We start from the raw sequence: 16,126 nt of genomic DNA on the forward strand, positions 1-16,126 counted from the left end.
ATGAGACTTTCCCAGCTTGGACTTGGTGTGGCGGCTTCGTTTGTCGGTGCCGTCGCCCTGTGGCCCGTCCCATCGCGTGCGAAGGACAAGGCCCCCACGGTCAGCTTCGACCGTGATATCCGCGGCATTCTGAGCGACACGTGCTTCAAGTGCCACGGGCCTGACGAGGCGACCCGCATCAGCGGCATCCGCTTTGACACTTTCGAGGGTGCGACGGCCAAGCTGGCCGACGGGAAACAACCGTTTGTCCCCGGGAACCCGGACATGAGCGAGGCCATCCGACGCATGTCGCTGCCTGACAGCGACCCGGAAAAGATGCCGCCGCTCAGCAGCAACAAAAAGATCACTGCCGAGCAGATCAAGACGATCAGGGCGTGGGTGGAGCAGGGGGCCAAGTACGAGGCGCACTGGTCGTACTTGCCTCTGGAACGGCCGACGGTGCCGTCCGCGCCGGCCGGTTACGACAACCCGATCGACGCCTTTGTGCTAGAGCGTTTAGTCGAGAACGGTATGCGCCTCTCGCCAGAAGCGGACCGTCGCACTTTGGTCCGCCGCGTCGCCCTTGACTTGACCGGCCTGCCCCCGACCCCGTCGGAAGTCGACCGGTTTTTGGGCGACGACTCCAAGGACGCCTACGAAAAAATGGTGGGCCGATACTTGGACAGTCCTCACTATGGCGAAAAGATGGGTCTGGCCTGGCTTGATGTGGCCCGATATGCCGACACCCACGGCTATCACATCGACAGCGCCCGCTCGATGTATCGTTGGCGGGACTGGGTCATCGAGGCGTTCAACACGAACATGCCCTATGACCAGTTCCTCACCTGGCAGCTCGCGGGAGACCTCCTGCCGAACCCGACCCACGAACAGATTGTCGCCACCGGCTTCAACCGCAACCACCCGATCGACTACGAGGGCGGCGCGATTCCTGAGGAGTACCAGACTGCTTATGTGGCCGACCGCGTCGACACGACGTCGACCGCCTTCTTGGGCCTGACGATGAAGTGCGCCCAGTGCCACGACCACAAGTACGAGCCCATCACCCAGAAGGACTACTACAAGTTCTTCGCCTACTTCAACAACATCGACGAACTTGGGCTAGACGGCCAGTTCGGCAATGCCCGACCCTTCATTGACGACCCGTACCCGTGGCAAAGCCGTCGTCTGAAGGAGTTGGAAGACAAGGAGCAAGACCTCCAGGCCAAAATGGCGCCGGTCGTCCAAGAAAACCTTTGGCGGGCCCAAAGCTGGCGGCCTGACGGCTCACTCGATGACGTGCCGGCGTCCCGACTCCTGGGCCGGTACCAGTTCGGCACCGTCACCAAGGTGACGGCGGGGTCCGTGCCCGTTCCCAAGGTGGTGGGGAACGTGAAGCCCACTGCCGGGCGCTCGACTGGCGGCCTGGACATCGCCGCCGACGGCTATCTCGACGGTGGTCCGGTCTTTGACTTTGACAGCAAGGACGCCTTCAGCTATGCGCTGTGGGTGAATTGGAGGGGCGGTGCGGGCTCGCCGATCGCCAAGATGGACGCGAGCAAGGACTTCCGAGGCTGGGACTGCTACATCGACGCCTCGGGCCGCGTCATGGTGCACCTGATCGACAAATGGCCGGTCAACACGGTCAAGGTGATCGCGAGTGACCCGGTCAAGATGAACACATGGACGCATGTCGCGGTGAGCTATGACGGAAGTGGCAAAGCGGCTGGCGTCAAGGTCTACATCAACGGCAAGGCCGTCGGGGTCTCGGCCGAACATGACAGCCTCACCGGGACGTTGAGAACGGAAAAACCTTTCACGATCGGGCGGAGGTCACCTGACATCGACCGGTTCAACGGCCAAGTTGACGACGTGGTGGTCGCCAAAGGTGTCTGGAAACCCGAAGAAGCGACCCGCCTCGCGGCGGCAAACCCCGCCCGCGTCATCGTCCGTGTCCCCGAACCCCAGCGGACCCGGGCGCAAAGGCAACAGTTGGCCCGCCTCTACTGCCTCGAACGCGTGCCTGCCTACGCCGCGATGGACGCCGAACTCCGCACGACCCAAAAGGAACGGGACGACTTGAAGGCCTCCATTCCCAACACGATGGTCATGCGGGAAAGGAAGGAGAAGCGCAAGACCTTCCTGCTGGACCGGGGAGCCTACGACAAGCCCACCGGGCCTGAACTCGTGCCCACGCTTCCCGAGGCGTTCAAGATCCCGGGCAAGAAATTCGCCCCCGACCGCCTTGGCCTTGCCAAATGGATGACCGACCCGGCGAACCCCTTGGTCGCCCGTGTCGCCGTCAACCGGATGTGGCAAGGCTTCTTCGGCACCGGCATCGTCAAAACCGTCGAAAACCTGGGTGTCCAGGGCGAGTGGCCGACCCACCGCCGTCTCCTCGACTGGTTGGCCACCGAATACATCCGGATCGGTTGGGACACCAAGGCCTTGGTGAAGCTCATCGTGACCTCAAAGACCTACCGCCAAGTGAGCGAGGCCAGTCCGGCGATGATGCGGGTCGACCCTGAAAACGACCTGCTGGGCCATGCCCCCAGGCTAAGGCTCAAAGCCGAGATTCTGCGCGACCAGGCCTTGGCCGTTTCTGGACTCTTGGTGCCCAAGATCGGGGGGCCGAGCGTCAAGCCCTATCAACCAAAGGGCCTCTGGGAGGAAATGGCGATCAACCCTGGCGCGAACGACTTCAGTGCCCAAACGTATGTCCAAGACCACGGCGACAAGCTGTACCGGCGGGGGATGTACACGTTCTGGAAACGGACAGTGCCTCCACCATCGATGCAGACGTTGGACGCCCCCGAACGGGAGTTCTGCGTCGTGCGCCGGTCGTCGACGAACACCCCGTTGCAGGCCTTGGTCCTGATGAACGACCCCGTCTTTGTCGAGGCGGCTCGAAAACTGGCCGAGCGGGTCGTCCGCGAGGGAGGCAAGACTTCGGCAGACCGCATCTCGTGGCTCTACGAGGTCGTGCTCTGCCGACCGGCCGACGCTGGCGAGGTCAAGGTGCTGTCCGCCTTGTACGAGAAGCGAGACGCCTACTACCGTGCCAACCCGGACGAGGCGGCCAAGCTGCTCAAGGTCGGCGAAATGCCGGCCGACGCGAGGCTGGACCCCAGGGAAGTCGCCGCTTGGACGATGGTCTGCAACACCGTGCTCAACACGGACGAAGCGCTGAACCGGAACTGAAGGACCCCGGCACCCGCGCAGGGTGCCGGGGCCATGGCTGGCCTATGTCAGTCGCCAAGCCCGCCGTTCTTCACTTTGACCGGGTCGGCGGGCTGCTTGGGAAAGACCACCGGGTGCGCCTTGAGTTCGGCGAGCAGCTCTTGGACCGCCCTCTCCAGTTGCGGGTCGCGGCCTTCCGCGTAGAGGTTGGGGTCACTGGGGACGTCGATGTCGGGCGAGACGCCGGGGCCCTCGATGACCCACCCGTCTTTGGGCGTCCACATCCCGTAGTTCGGGACATAGACACGACCACCGTCGACCAGCGGCCAACCCGGGTCGCTCCCGACTTCGCCGCCTTTGGTCCGGCGGCCGATCAACTTACCGAGTTTGAGGTCTCTCCAGTGGTGGGCGAACTCCTCGCCGCAACTGATGTTGAACTCGTTGGCGAGGGCGACAAGCGGGCCTAGGAAGTAGTCCGTCTGCCTGCTCCAAGACCCGGTCGAGGCGCGCTGGTTGAAGTATCCGCTGAGTTTGTCGGCGAGGATACGCGTGATGATGCTCTGCGTGTAGCCACCATTGTTGAACCGGACGTCGATGACCATCGCCTCCTTGTGCCGCTGGGGATAGAACTGCTTGACGAAGTCTTCGACGTCCTGGTTGCCCATGGCCGCCATGTGGAGATAACCGATCCGGCCACCGGAAAGGCGGTCGACCATGCGCCGGTTGGCTTCGACCCAACTGACATAGACCATTCGGTTCTCGCTGGAAACCGGGCGGACGCGCACCACACGCGAACCCTCCGCCTTCGGGACTGAGTTGACTCTTAATGAGACGACCTGGCCCGCCCGTCCTTCAAGAAGGGAACGGTAGTCCGTGCCTTCGCGCAACGGCTGCCCACCGATTTCCAGAATGAAGTCGCCCACATGGACGTCCACTCCAGGTTCAAGGAGCGGGGAAGCCTCGTCGGAGCGTACTCCGTCGCCGGAAAGGATCTCAGAGACGCGGTAGTAGCCGCTAGGGTCGAGTTCCAGGGACGCCCCGAGGAAACCGCCCTGCAACATCCTTCGCCCATAGGGCGAGGCGCTCACCAGGTATTCGTGGGACGAGCCAAGTTCACTCTGCATCCACCGGATGAGGATGTCCAACTCGTCACGGCTACGGACGCTGTCGACCAGAGGGAGGTACTTCTGCTTGATCCCCTCCCAGTCAAGGCCGTTCATGTTCTTCACAAAGAAGTAGTCACGCAGGAAGCGCCATGCCTCAAGGAACATCTGCCTCCATTCCGCCTTACGGTCGACCGAGAGCCGCAACCCACCAAAGCTGAGGGTGCCCGCCGTCGGCGACAAGTCCCTGGCCGCCGCGTCGACGACCCGGTTACCGACAAGGATCTTCTTGCCGTCGGCGCTGAACGTGAACCCGTTGCCCGCCGTGAGGGTGGTGAAGGTTTTGTCCTTGAGGCTGAACACACGGATCGAGCCGCCCCCGGCGACATAGGCCAAATCACCACGCACCTCGACCTGTCCCCAGTTTCCCGCCGGGATCGGTAGGTCGACACGTCGGGCCTCAAGGCCCTCAAGGTCGATCTTGAACTCTGGCTTCTTCTCGTCCTTCTTGTCGTCCTTCTTCTCTGGCGCGGCCCCCTCTTCTGGGTCTTTGGGCAGGAGCGGGGAGGGCGTACCCGCCTGCAAGGTGAGCAGGCAGACCACGTTCGGATTGGACGTGTTGAGTTGGCTACCAAAGAACGGGTCGCCCGACGTTTGGAAGTTCCGGTTGGACGTGAAGGCCAGGTACTTGCCGTCGCTGCTGAACGAAGGATGGTTGTCGCTGGCCACCTGGCGGCCGACCGTGGTCGACTTGCCGGTGACGGTGCTGTAGAGCACGATGGAGTTGTAGCCTGTGACTGTGTCAGGGTCGGTGTAGACAAGCCACCGGCTGTCCGGCGACCAGTCGTAATCGACCCCTTCCCAGTTGAAGGAGGTGTGCGTCACCTTGTGGGCCGAGCCTTGCTCGACCTCGATGTACCGGAAGTCCATCTCGCTGTCGTTCCAGGCGATGGACCGGCTGTCTGGTGACCACTTGAAGTTGACGACCCGACAGTGGTCGTCAGTCAGCGCTTTGCGGTCGGTGCCGTCGAGATTCTCGACATAAAGCCGCTCGTCGCCCGTCTCGTCACTGACATAGGCGAGCTTCTTGTTGTCGGGAGAAACGGTGGCCAGCCGGTAGCGGACGCCGTCCTTTGCCTTGTAGACCCGTGCTTCGCCTTCGCCTACGGGCAAGGTGACAATCCTTCCACGAGACTCGGCAAGGACCCGCTTACCCGTCGGCGTGATCGTGTAACCCCAGACGGAGTCGTCGGCGGGCACGGTGGTGGGTCGCGCGTGGATCAGGTCGCTCGCCATGTCGAACTCTAGTTCCTTGGCGTGGCCCGTCCCCAAATCGACAAGTTCGAGGCCACGGCCCTTCTCATAGACCAAGGAGTGCCCGTCCGTACCCAAGTTGCGCACTTCGAACTTGTACGGCCCGGCGATCTTCTTGGTCTTTCCACTGGCGGGCTGGACCGCCATGACCGTGAACCGGGCGTCCTGCTCGTTGACGTAGTAGACGTTTTCTCCGCCCCATGTCGGGTACTCGTCGGTCCCCTTGTCGTTGGTGACTTGCTTGAACCGCTTTGTCTTGGCGTCGCCGATCCAGATCTGGTTCTGCATCCCACCCTGGTAGCGGAACCAGGCGTCGTTTTGCCTCATGAAGCGGACGAAGGCAAACTTGCCTTCCTCCGGGCCAAACCGCGTGATACCAGCAAACTCAACGGGCAACCGCTTGGCTTCGCCGCCCCGGGCCGGGACGACAAACGGGGCATACCGGGGGTAGCGCGGCGAAAGGAAGAGGACGCCCTGGCCGTCCGGTGTCCACCCCATGTTGATCGCCGTCGTGTGGAAGTTCGTGAGCCTCTTCGCCTCGCCTCCGTCCACCGGCATGACATAGACCTCGGTGGCACCGTCGTACTGGGCGGTGAAACTCACCATCTTGCCGTCGGGGCTGAGCCGGGCCATCTGCTCAAGCCCGGGGTCGCTCGTCAGCCGGTGGGCCTTGCCGGAGGCGATGCTCCCCACCCACAGGTCGCCTTCGCTCGTGAAGACCACCGTGTCACCCCGGACGTCGGGCATACGCAAGAAAGCCGGGCCGCTCGTCGTGGCCAGCAACAAGGCGAGGGAAGCGATCATCGAAGGGAATGTACCCTTACGAATCTGGAATCGTCAGCGTGAGTTTAAGCTCAGGAGGTCACGACGGCGTCAAGGTTGCCCCTGGCCCTCTTTGCCCGCGGCTTGATGGACCGCACGATTTCGGCGAACTGGGCGGGGTCGTCAAATTCGCGGTACACGCTGGCAAACCGTACAAAGGCGACCTTGTCGAGGTCGAGCAACTCTTCGAGCACATTCTCACCGAGCTGGGCGGAACCGATCTCGGCGTCTCCCCGGTCATACGCTTCGCGTTCCACCCGGGCGACGACGGCGCGGACCGCGTCGACTCCGACGGGCCGTTTGCGGCAGGCCAGCGAGATGCTCCTGACGAGTTTCTCGCGGTCAAACTCTTCCCGAGCCCCCGAACGCTTGACGACGACCAACCGTGGTCGCTCGACTTCCTCAAACGTGGTGAAGCGACGCCCGCACGCCTCACATTCGCGGCGACGGCGGATGGCCGTCCCGTCTCGGGCGGGTCGACTGTCCAGTACCTTGTGTTCCTCGTGGCCGCAAAACGGGCAGGTCATCTCATGGTTTCGGGGCCGGTGTGATTTGCAGGCCCATGTCCTTCCACTGGGCTTCGTCCACGGTGCTGGGGGCGTCCATCATGGGGTCGTAACCATTGCCGATCTTCGGAAAGGCCATGACCTCACGGATGTTCTCTTCGTCCATCAGGGCCATGACGAGACGGTCGATGCCCGGGGCCATGCCGCCGTGCGGAGGGGCTCCGTACGAAAACGCCTCAAGGATGTGGCCAAACCGTTCTTGCTGGGCCTGCTTGTCGACGCCGATCAGGTCGAACACCCGCGCTTGCATCTCGGGCTGGTGGATCCGGATCGAGCCTGACGCCATCTCGACGCCGTTGCAGACAAGGTCATAACAGTCCGCCCTCATCCGCCCTGGGTCGGTGTCGATGTACTGCATGTCGGCCGATTTCGGGCTCGTGAACGGGTGATGGCTGGGGTCCCACCGCTGCTCGTCCTCGTTCCATTCGACGAGGGGGAAGTCCAGCACGTAGGCGAAGGCCAGCTTGCGCGGGTCGCGGAGACCTCGGGCCGTGCCAATGTGAAGGCGGAGCTTGTTGAGGGCCTCGTTGGTGACCGCCCACGTGTCGGCGACGACGCAGACCAGGTCCCCGGGCTCGGCTTGGGCCGCTTCGATCAGGCGGTCGGCCTCGTCCGGAACGAGGAACTTCGCCGCCGCACCCCGGACACGGCGTCCCTTGCCGGTACGGAGCGAACCCTCAATCTCGTTAGCGGGGTCCTCGACGTAGAGGCTGGCCATGCCTTTGGCCCCGGCCGACTTGCACAGCTCTTCTAGCTCGCCGACCTCCTTACGGCTGAGCTTGGCACCCCCTTCATACCGGAGACCCCGGACGAAGTTCCCCGCCTCGACGGTGTTGGCGAAGACGCCAAATGCGGAGCCTTTGGACGCGGCGGTGTGGTCAAAGATCTCGACGCCGAACCGGAGGTCAGGCTTGTCACTGCCGTACTTGGCCAGGGCCTCGTCGTAGGTCATCCGGGCGAACGGCTGGACACGCTCCTTGTCGAGGTCGAACTCTTCGATGAGCCCGTTGACCACGTCCAGGGTCATCTCCTCGATCACGTTGAGGACGTCCTCCTGGTTCACATACGACATTTCAAGGTCAAGCTGGGTGAACTCCGGCTGACGGTCGGATCGCTGTGACTCGTCGCGGAAGCACTTGGCGATCTGGTAGTACCGCTCGATGCCCGCGACCATAAGGAGCTGCTTGTACTGCTGGGGGCTCTGGGGAAGGGCGTAAAACTTGCCTGGCTCCAAGCGATAGGGCACGAGGTAGTCGCGCGCCCCTTCGGGGGTGGACTTCGTGATGATGGGCGTCTCGACTTCCAGAAACCCCTTGCTGTCTAGGTGGCGGCGGATGCGCGAGATCAGGCTCGACCGGACCGCGAGCTTGCGGTACATGCTGGGCCGGCGCAGGTCGAGGTAGCGGTGCTTGATCCGCAGTTCCTCGTTGACCTTGCCCATCTGGGATTCATCGCTGACGGGAAAAGGGAGGACGGCGGCCTGGTTCAGGACTTCCCAAGTCTCCGCGACGATCTCCACGTCGCCGGTGCCGATGTTGGCGTTCTTGTTGGCCCCGTCCCGCTCACGCACGGTGCCAGTGACGCTAAGGCAGGTCTCGGAACGGACTTCAGGCGTGCCCTTCTCCGGGTCGAAGATGATCTGGACCAAGCCAGACCGGTCACGGAGGTCGACAAACAGCAAACCGCCTAGGTCGCGCACCTTGTGCGCCCAACCGTTGACCGTGACCTGGCGACCCGCGTCGGAGACGCGCGGCTCGCCGCAAAACATCGTCCGTTGCGTGAAGCCCATGCAGGTCGGAGAATACCTTTTTGAACCTGCGAGCCCGGGGTCTAGAGGTTGACGTACACACCGGCAGACGGGTCCACCGAGACATGCCGGGCGGTGTCGTAGTCGGTGGGCGTCTTGGGATAACTGTGCACCGCCGGACGGCCGCCGTGGTTCTCGTAGGTGAGGTTGTAAACGTGGCCGTCCACCTCGACAGAAAGCGACCTTGCCGGAATGGTGTCGGGGTAGGTGTGGGCTCGCTGACGGTACTGGACGGCGACAGCCAAGGCTTCGAGGCAGGCCACCATCTCATTGGCCCGAGTGATCGTCTGCCCCAGTTGGAAGGTGACCGGGGTGATCGTCCGGAGCATGTAGTGGTCGGTGCGGTCCTCCCGCTGAAGAGGCAGGATCATCCGGTCTATCTCCAGGCCACGCTGCAGAGGGGTCGCCGTACGGTTCTTGGCCACTTCGATGCCTTTGGTGAAGTACCCCAGAAGGCCCGACTCCATCGCCAGTTTAGACTTGGCGTCGGTGTGGGGCGGATGGGTGTTCAGGCCGTTCATGTTCAGGCTGCCAAGTTCTTCATGAGTCAGCTTGTCCGCTTCGCGGGTCGTGGCGACGAGCTCGTTCATCATCCGCACGCAGATCTTGTCGAGGCCCGGGCACGCCTCGGCATGCTGGACACAGCTCAAGGCGGATGTCAGTTGGCGCTCGGTGAGTCGAGGCGAGGCGAGGACGGCGGTCATGGCCGTGGCGAACGACCGGACACCCGCGTACCAGGTCACGACGGCATTGTCGTCGGTGTGGTCGGAAAGAAACCTCAGGAACGTCGCCAACCGCCGGAGTTGGTTGATCGCCGTGTCAAGGTCTCCCGTCTGGACGGTGTGGTGGACATCGATCATGACGACCCTGAACAGGGCCCTTTCCGCGGTCCGGTCGGTGGCCCGCAGAATCTTCCGATAATCGAGTTCGCCGGTGGGGAGGTAGCTGTGGCAGGACAGCACTTCTTCGACCAAGCCCCGCAGCTTGCCCGCGTTCGGTTGCCTGTCTAGCGTCGTGCTGTCGGCGAGCCCGTTCGCCACCGAGGCGAGGCGCCGGTCCCCGGCCAAGAGGCGTCGAATCTTGTCAAGGGCGGGCCGGGCGTCGCCTGCCGGAGTCGGCGCGGCGGGGACCGGGGCTGCCAACAAGCCAAGCTCCGTGGCCCGTTCTCGCAGGGCCGGTAACCGGGCGACGGGGTCGTGCACCTCGCGCTTGTCCTTGGCGAAGGCGACCAAGGACTCGCTCCCCCGCACACCAGCGTAGGTGAGTGCGACCAGCCCGACTCCGACCAGGACGATCCGCTTGGTCGACGACTCCATCGACACCTACTCTACACGGCAACTGGCGTGGGGCGGCGTCTTTTTCGGTTTACTAGTCCACCGCTTGGGTAAGGACGGCCTTCATCACCTCTTCCGGGGTGGTGATCCCGGCAAGAACCTTGGCCTTGCCGTCCTCGAGCATCGTGCGAAAGCCTTGCTTTCTGGCCACGCCCAATAATTCGGTGTATCCCGCGTTCTGCCAAATTGCTTGCTTGAGCTCGCGGTTACCCATGATGAGTTCGTAGACGCCGATCCTGCCCTTGTATCCGGTACCACGGCACTCTGGGCACCCCTTGCCTTTCAGAAGCTTGGCGTTGGGCATGTCTGCCGCGGTGATGCCGAGCTGCTCCAAGTCCTCCCGCGGGTAGGGGAACGGCTCGGCGCACTTCGTGCAGTTCCGGCGCACCAGGCGCTGGGCCATGACGGCGACAAGGACGCCGCTGATCAGATAGGGCTCTCCGCCCATGTCCACCATTCGTCCGATGGACTCGATCGCGTTGTTGGTGTGAAGGGTGCTCAGGACCAAGTGGCCGGTCAGACCGGCTTGGATGGCGATGGCGAGCGATTCCGGGTCGCGGATTTCGCCGACCATCATCACGTCGGGGTCTTGCCGGAGGAAGGCGCGCATGACGCGCGGGAACCCGACCTTTTCGGAGACCTGCACCTGCGCCACGTTGTTATCGAACTCGTATTCGACCGGGTCCTCGACGGTGACGATGTTCCGCCGCTTGGCGTCCAGTTGGTGAAGGCTGGCGTAGAGGGTGGACGTCTTACCGGAACCGGTCGGGCCGGTGACAAGGATCAGGCCATAGGGGACCTGGACGGCCTTGATCCATTGGTCCCTCACGTCGGCGGGCATGCCGAGCGAGTCCAAGTCGACCTTCATCGCCGACGGGTCGAGAAGGCGCATGACGAACTTCTCGCCGTTGAGAGTGGGCACACAGGAGGCGCGGGCTGCCAGTCGGCGCCCGTCGTATTCCATGTCGATGCGACCGTCTTGAGGCTCCCGCTGTTCGTCGATCCTCATGCCGGCCGAGAGTTTGAGCCTCGCAAGGACGTTGGCCGCTTGCTCAGGCGGAAGTTGGCCGTTGTCATGGAGGACGCCGTCCTGGCGGAACCGGATACGGAGTTGGTCGCGCTCGGGTTGGAGGTGGATGTCGCTGGCCTTCGTGTCGAGGGCCTGCATCATGATGTTGTCGACGATGCCCACTGCCAGCGACATCTCGTTGCCGCCCATTTCGCGCGCTTGGCCTTGTTCACGGATGATGAGCCGGAACCGCTTTGCCGCGCCCCAGTTGTAGTTGTCCCCTCCGACGGTGCCCATGGTCTTGTCTTGTCGCTCCCCTGGCGAAGCTCTGGCTATGTTACAGGAAAGCGTCCCCGAGCGTCGAGTGGCCCCCCAGACACCCGGTCCAGGGGGCCGGCCCGGACTCAGGACTTCAGCTTCAGGTAGTCGATGCCCAGCATGTGGCGCTTGGGCTCCGCCTTGGGGTTGTCGCGGACAAACACGGCTCTGAACCGGTGGTTGCCGGCGGAGAGGCGGTGGCTCCCCAGGGAGACGACGCGCCACCCGAACGCACCATAGAAATCGTGCTCACCCAGGTCGGTGTCGTCCAGATACAGATGGTGAACCCCGTAGTCGTTGGCATGACAGAAGCTGCCCACCAGTTCGTAGACGCCGTCTTTCGCGACCGGAAGCTCCAACGTGATGTGGTCTCCCGGCTTCGGGTCTTGCCACCAGAGTTGGCTACCGTTGGAAATGGAAGGGAACCCGCCTTGGATCGTCAGGTCACCGCCAACGTGCTCCAAGACCTTCATCTTCTCTCCTTCGATGGCACCAGGCACCGGCTTGGGGGCAACGTACTCGACCGGTTGGAGCATGGCGGTGTCCACCGGTCGGGCGGGAGACGAACCGGCCGACCCATACCAGAAACTGGTCCCTGCCCAGCTGCATGCTGAGTCGGCGCGCCAGTGCCAGGCCTCGATGACGAACTTCAGGCTCTTTGTGAAGGGGATCGAGTCGATGATGTGCCAGCGCAGGTTGCTGATCTGTCCGCCACATCCGGGGCCGTCGGCCCGCGGCTGGGCGTGGTACGGCTTTTGGAACACCTTGGGAGTGCTCCAGGCGTAGCCGAAGTAGTCCTCGGTCCCCGTCCCAAACGTGCTGGGGAACGACTCGCCGTCCACCCAGACTTTCTCGTCTCCCTCACCCCACCAGTCTGGGTTGGAATTGCCCACTTGGAGGCCGGTGCCGACATAACGGCCTTGGCCCTTCGCGTCAAGAAACAGGAGGTCACGGAAGGGTCGCGTCCCCGCGTCGTCGGCGAACCACTGGGCATGGAACCGGTAAAAAGGCTCGCGGACCCTTTCGGGTGAGATCCGTGCGGTCAGATCGACGGTCACGGCAGACTTGGCATGGTTCACCAAGCGGAAGACGGCCCTCTTCGCATACGGCATCTTCCAGCGCGAGGTCAGCCGGCCGGCATTCTCGACGTGGGTCACCATCGTGTCGTACTTGGAGAGCCCGGGGGCGCAACCAAAGAAATCGGACACCGGCACACGGACACATGCCTCGCCGTCGAAGTCGATCTGCAGTTCAAGGTCGCGGAGTTGGGCGTTAGCCGGGCCCGCCTCGGCGGTAGCCCACTTGGGTGGCACCATCAAGGTGAGGTCTTCGACGACGCCATGGCCGATGGCCGTCAAGGTTGACGACCCTCCCGGGGCAAGCCGCATCTGCTTGCCCATTTCCTTCGTGCCACCACGCACCGGGTCCAACTTGGTGAACACCGCCGCGGCGGCACCGTGCTGGGCCTTGGCCATGGCATCAGTCGTGAACGTCGTGACGTTCACCGGCGACGTGTAGCTGCGGTAGTTGACGTGGTAGTAGAGACTCTTCGACCGTTCGTCGGAGTTGTCGACGGTGATCTTCAGGCTCTTGGCGTACGGAACGGGGAAGTAGAGGTCCCAACCGTTTGCCGCGCCATAGCCAAAGGGCGCGTGTTTCTCGCTGAGTAAGTCCGCCAACTTCTCGGTCAGGCGAGGCGTGGATTCGCCGTCGAAGTAGAACCGGACGACGCCGGCGGGGTTTGCCGACCAGACCCGCACTACGGCGCCGGGCCCCTTGAGGTCGGCCATGACGTGCTCGACCCGACCGTCGACATGTTCATCGCGGAGGAAATGGCCGGCGTCCCCGTTGGCGAACCAGTCGGCATTTCCCGGGGTCTTGCTGCGCCGGTCGTAGCTGCTCGCTTGGCTGCAGGTGTAGGCCGGGCTTGGCGGCAGATACAACCGATGAAGGTCGGTCATCTCTGGCAACAGAGACTCGACGGAGACTTGGGGAGCAATCGCGGCGATCAGCAACGGCAACAACGTCATGGACCGATTATGCGCGCATCGGGCCGGACAATGGTTGAGCGAAATGGCCGTCGTAAATGAACAGTGGCTAGCCTGTCAAAGGCATGTAGAGGCTGGGTTGGCGCGTCGCAAAGGGGTCGATCTCGTATTCTCCGGCGACAATGACGTTCCGTTTGTCGCGTGCCACCGTGAGGTCAATGTCAGCGACCAAGAACTCCTCAGCTTCGCCCGCCTGGGCGACCGCGTTGCCGTAGGGGTCAAAAATGCCGCTTTGGCCAATGAATGTGAAGCCTCCCTCGCTGCCGACGCGGTCACATGCGGCCAGCCAAACTTTGTTTTCCCCGGCTCGGGTCGGGGCGATATGGCAGGGGGTGATGGAGGCACCGTTCGGCCAGTTGGTGGGCAGGACGATCAGTTCGGCCCCCAGCAAGGCGAGAGTCCGGGCGGCTTCAGGGACGCGTAGATCAAAGCATATGAGGGGCCCGATCTTGCCAATCTCGGTGTCCCACACGACGAGCCGGTCACCCGGACGCACAAACCGGTCGACTCCCAGGTGGGGGAGGTGCGTTTTGCGATAGACCCGGGACGGCGAGCCTGGCGTCAGCAGGAGGGCACCATTATAGAGTCCCAAGATGTCCCGTCCGACAAAGCCGACGACGACATGGACCGCGCCCGCGTCGACCGCTGACTGGAGCCTGTCCAGCACCGGATCCCACGAAGTCACCACCAAGTCCTCATTGGCATTGACCTCGACGGCGATCTTGGCCGCCTTATCTGCGTCGGCCACGGCATATCCCGTCAAGAACGCCTCGGGCAAGAGAAGGAGGTCGACTCCCTCCGCCTGGGCACGTTCGAGCCATTCGACGGACCGGCGGACGTTCGCGGCCGCGTCGCCATACACCACGTCGGACTGGGCGACCGCGACCCTGGTCACTCTTCCACCCGGATCCAGTTCTCAATGCGTCGGACGCAGGGAAGGCCTTCGACCAAGCGGAGGGCGGCGACGAAATCTCCTTCGCGGCCGGTGTGAGTGAAGAAGACGATCTCCCCGAGGCCCGGTTGGTCTTTGGTGCGCATCTCCATCGCCGCCAAGCCGACCCCGCCTTCTCCGAAGGCGGTGGCGATCTCTCCCAACGTCCCGGGCCGGTCGACGACCTCCATCCTCAGGTAGTAGCGGGTCTGGAGGTCGGCGATCGGCGAGAGGGCCTGTCCGGTGCCGTACGGGATGGCGCTCCCCGAACCGCCGACACAGATGTTGCGGACGACGTCGACGAGGTCGCCGACCACGGCGCTGGCGGTCGGGTCGGCCCCGGCCCCACGCCCGCTGAACATCAGGTCACCGGCAAAGTCGGCCCTGATCCAGACTGCGTTGTAGACGTCTTCGACGTGGGCGAGTTGATGGCTCTTGGGCAACAGCGCGGGGTGGACACGGACCTGCACCGTGCCGGGCCCGGACTCCTCGCAGACGCCAAGGAGCTTGATCCGGTAGCCCAACATATCGGCGTACTTGATGTCCGCCGCGGTGATCTTCCTGATCCCCTCGCGGTACACCCCGTCAAGGGGCACCTGCTTACCGAAGGAGATCGCCGCCAAGATGGAGACCTTGTACATCGTGTCGAAGCCGTCGACGTCGTTTGTCGGGTCGGCCTCGGCATATCCCTTTGCCTGGGCTTCGGCCAAGGCGACTTCAAAGTCCTTGCCCGTTTGGGTCATCTGGCTGAGGATGTAGTTCGTCGTCCCATTGAGGATGCCCATCAACTTGAGCACGTCGTTGCCGGCCAGCTGGTGTTTCAGCGGCTGGACGACGGGGATGCCCCCGCCGACGGCCGCCTCAAAGTGGAGGTCGAGTCCTAAGTCACGGGCCAGGGTGATCAAGCGGGAGCCGTGTTTGGCGATGAGCTCCTTGTTGGCGGTGACGACGTGCTTTCCGGCACGCAGGGCTGTCTCGATCAGGTCCGCGGCAGGCTGTTCGCCCCCCATCACCTCGATCACGACGTCGACGTCGGCCCTCGTCACGAGGTGCTTGAGGTCGGTCGTGAACTGGTCGCCGGGAAGGCTCCGGGGCTTCGACTCGTCGCGGATACCGATCCCGACGACTTTGATGCGGGCGCCCGTCTTGTTCCGCACGGCCCCCACGTTGTCGTGGATCATCCGGTAGGTGCCTTCGCCGACTGTTCCAAAGCCGAGCAACGCGACGCGCACGGTGCGCGGTTCAGTTGATGTGGACGAGGGGGTCTCCAGGTTGGACAAGTTGGCCATTGCTTGCGTTGATCTCCGTGACGACCCCGGCGACAGTGGCGGTGATCTCGTTAAAGACTTTCATTGCCTCGATCAATCCGACGACCTGGCCGGGCTCCACGCGGTCGCCGACTTTGACAAAGGCAGGGCTGCCCGGATTGGGCGAGATGTAGAAAACCCCCGTCATCGGACTGTAGACCGGGGTCCCTTTCGCTGCCGCCGGGGCGACGGGCGCAGGGCGCGGGGCACGTTTGACGGGTGCGGCTGCGGGGGCAGGCCCGCCGGAGACCACGGTCGCGGCGGGTGCGCCGACATACGACAGGTGCAACACCGTGTCACCGTCTTTGTACTTCACCGTGTCGAGCCCAAACTCGTCCATGAGGTCGACGAGCTCCTCGATTTTTCCCGGGATGTCGGACACGTGACTATTATGGTGTGGACCGGGGCCCG

The 16,126-nt window shown here is 63.4% G+C and carries 10 protein-coding genes; 1 reads left to right on the forward strand and 9 read right to left on the reverse strand.

Features of this window, described 5'->3' with window-relative positions; genetic code table 11:
• Positions 1–3,177 carry a DUF1553 domain-containing protein gene (locus KF857_06740; protein MBX3111689.1) on the forward strand — a complete coding sequence of 1,059 codons (3,177 nt, stop codon included), beginning with the start codon at positions 1–3 and terminating at the stop codon, positions 3,175–3,177.
• 47 nt (positions 3,178–3,224) lie between these two features.
• Here KF857_06740 and KF857_06745 read toward each other — a convergent pair whose 3' ends face one another.
• The 9 genes from KF857_06745 to KF857_06785 all read right to left on the reverse strand — a co-directional run bounded on the left by KF857_06745 (position 3,225) and on the right by KF857_06785 (position 16,055).
• A complete protein-coding gene (locus KF857_06745) occupies positions 3,225–6,377 on the reverse strand; it encodes a PDZ domain-containing protein (protein ID MBX3111690.1) in 3,153 nt (1,050 codons plus the stop codon).
• A gap of 50 nt (positions 6,378–6,427) precedes the next feature.
• Positions 6,428–6,922 (reverse strand): transcriptional regulator NrdR, encoded by a 495-nt coding sequence (nrdR, locus tag KF857_06750; protein MBX3111691.1) that lies wholly within the window; start codon positions 6,920–6,922, stop codon positions 6,428–6,430.
• A 1-nt stretch (position 6,923) separates the two neighbouring features.
• On the reverse strand, positions 6,924–8,750 hold the full coding sequence (aspS, locus tag KF857_06755; protein MBX3111692.1) for an aspartate--tRNA ligase: 1,827 nt from the start codon (positions 8,748–8,750) through the stop codon (positions 6,924–6,926).
• Between the two features lie 41 nt (positions 8,751–8,791).
• Complete coding sequence (locus KF857_06760) at positions 8,792–10,084, reverse strand: hypothetical protein (GenBank protein MBX3111693.1); 1,293 nt, start codon at positions 10,082–10,084, stop codon at positions 8,792–8,794.
• 52 nt (positions 10,085–10,136) lie between these two features.
• Complete coding sequence (locus KF857_06765) at positions 10,137–11,408, reverse strand: type II/IV secretion system protein (GenBank protein ID MBX3111694.1); 1,272 nt, start codon at positions 11,406–11,408, stop codon at positions 10,137–10,139.
• Between the two features lie 107 nt (positions 11,409–11,515).
• Positions 11,516–13,459 (reverse strand): DUF2961 domain-containing protein, encoded by a 1,944-nt coding sequence (locus KF857_06770; GenBank protein ID MBX3111695.1) that lies wholly within the window; start codon positions 13,457–13,459, stop codon positions 11,516–11,518.
• 67 nt (positions 13,460–13,526) lie between these two features.
• Entirely contained in the window at positions 13,527–14,372 is an 846-nt protein-coding gene (locus KF857_06775; GenBank protein MBX3111696.1) for a carbon-nitrogen hydrolase family protein, read from the reverse strand.
• Positions 14,369–15,697, reverse strand: a complete 1,329-nt coding sequence (locus KF857_06780) for a homoserine dehydrogenase (protein ID MBX3111697.1) — start codon at positions 15,695–15,697, stop codon at positions 14,369–14,371. The genes KF857_06775 and KF857_06780 overlap by 4 nt, the downstream gene beginning before the upstream one ends.
• The gene (locus KF857_06785; protein ID MBX3111698.1) at positions 15,651–16,055 is read right to left on the reverse strand and encodes a hypothetical protein; all 405 of its coding nucleotides are present in this window, start codon (positions 16,053–16,055) and stop codon (positions 15,651–15,653) included. Before KF857_06785 ends, KF857_06780 begins: the two co-directional genes overlap by 47 nt.
• Positions 16,056–16,126: the final 71 nt, after the last annotated feature.

It is taken from the genome of Fimbriimonadaceae bacterium (assembly GCA_019638795.1).
Taxonomy (GTDB): domain Bacteria; phylum Armatimonadota; class Fimbriimonadia; order Fimbriimonadales; family Fimbriimonadaceae; genus JAHBTB01.

Excerpts from the sequence above, each read along its gene's own strand:
- KF857_06740 (MBX3111689.1), top strand. The coding sequence starts at position 1 with ATGAGACTTTCCCAGCTTGGACTTGGTGTGGCGGCTTCGTTTGTCGGT.
- KF857_06745 (MBX3111690.1), bottom strand. The coding sequence starts at position 6,377 with ATGATCGCTTCCCTCGCCTTGTTGCTGGCCACGACGAGCGGCCCGGCT.
- nrdR (MBX3111691.1), bottom strand. The coding sequence starts at position 6,922 with ATGACCTGCCCGTTTTGCGGCCACGAGGAACACAAGGTACTGGACAGT.
- aspS (MBX3111692.1), bottom strand. The coding sequence starts at position 8,750 with ATGGGCTTCACGCAACGGACGATGTTTTGCGGCGAGCCGCGCGTCTCC.
- KF857_06760 (MBX3111693.1), bottom strand. The coding sequence starts at position 10,084 with ATGGAGTCGTCGACCAAGCGGATCGTCCTGGTCGGAGTCGGGCTGGTC.
- KF857_06765 (MBX3111694.1), bottom strand. The coding sequence starts at position 11,408 with ATGGGCACCGTCGGAGGGGACAACTACAACTGGGGCGCGGCAAAGCGG.
- KF857_06770 (MBX3111695.1), bottom strand. The coding sequence starts at position 13,459 with ATGACGTTGTTGCCGTTGCTGATCGCCGCGATTGCTCCCCAAGTCTCC.
- KF857_06780 (MBX3111697.1), bottom strand. The coding sequence starts at position 15,697 with ATGGCCAACTTGTCCAACCTGGAGACCCCCTCGTCCACATCAACTGAA.
- KF857_06785 (MBX3111698.1), bottom strand. The coding sequence starts at position 16,055 with ATGGACGAGTTTGGGCTCGACACGGTGAAGTACAAAGACGGTGACACG.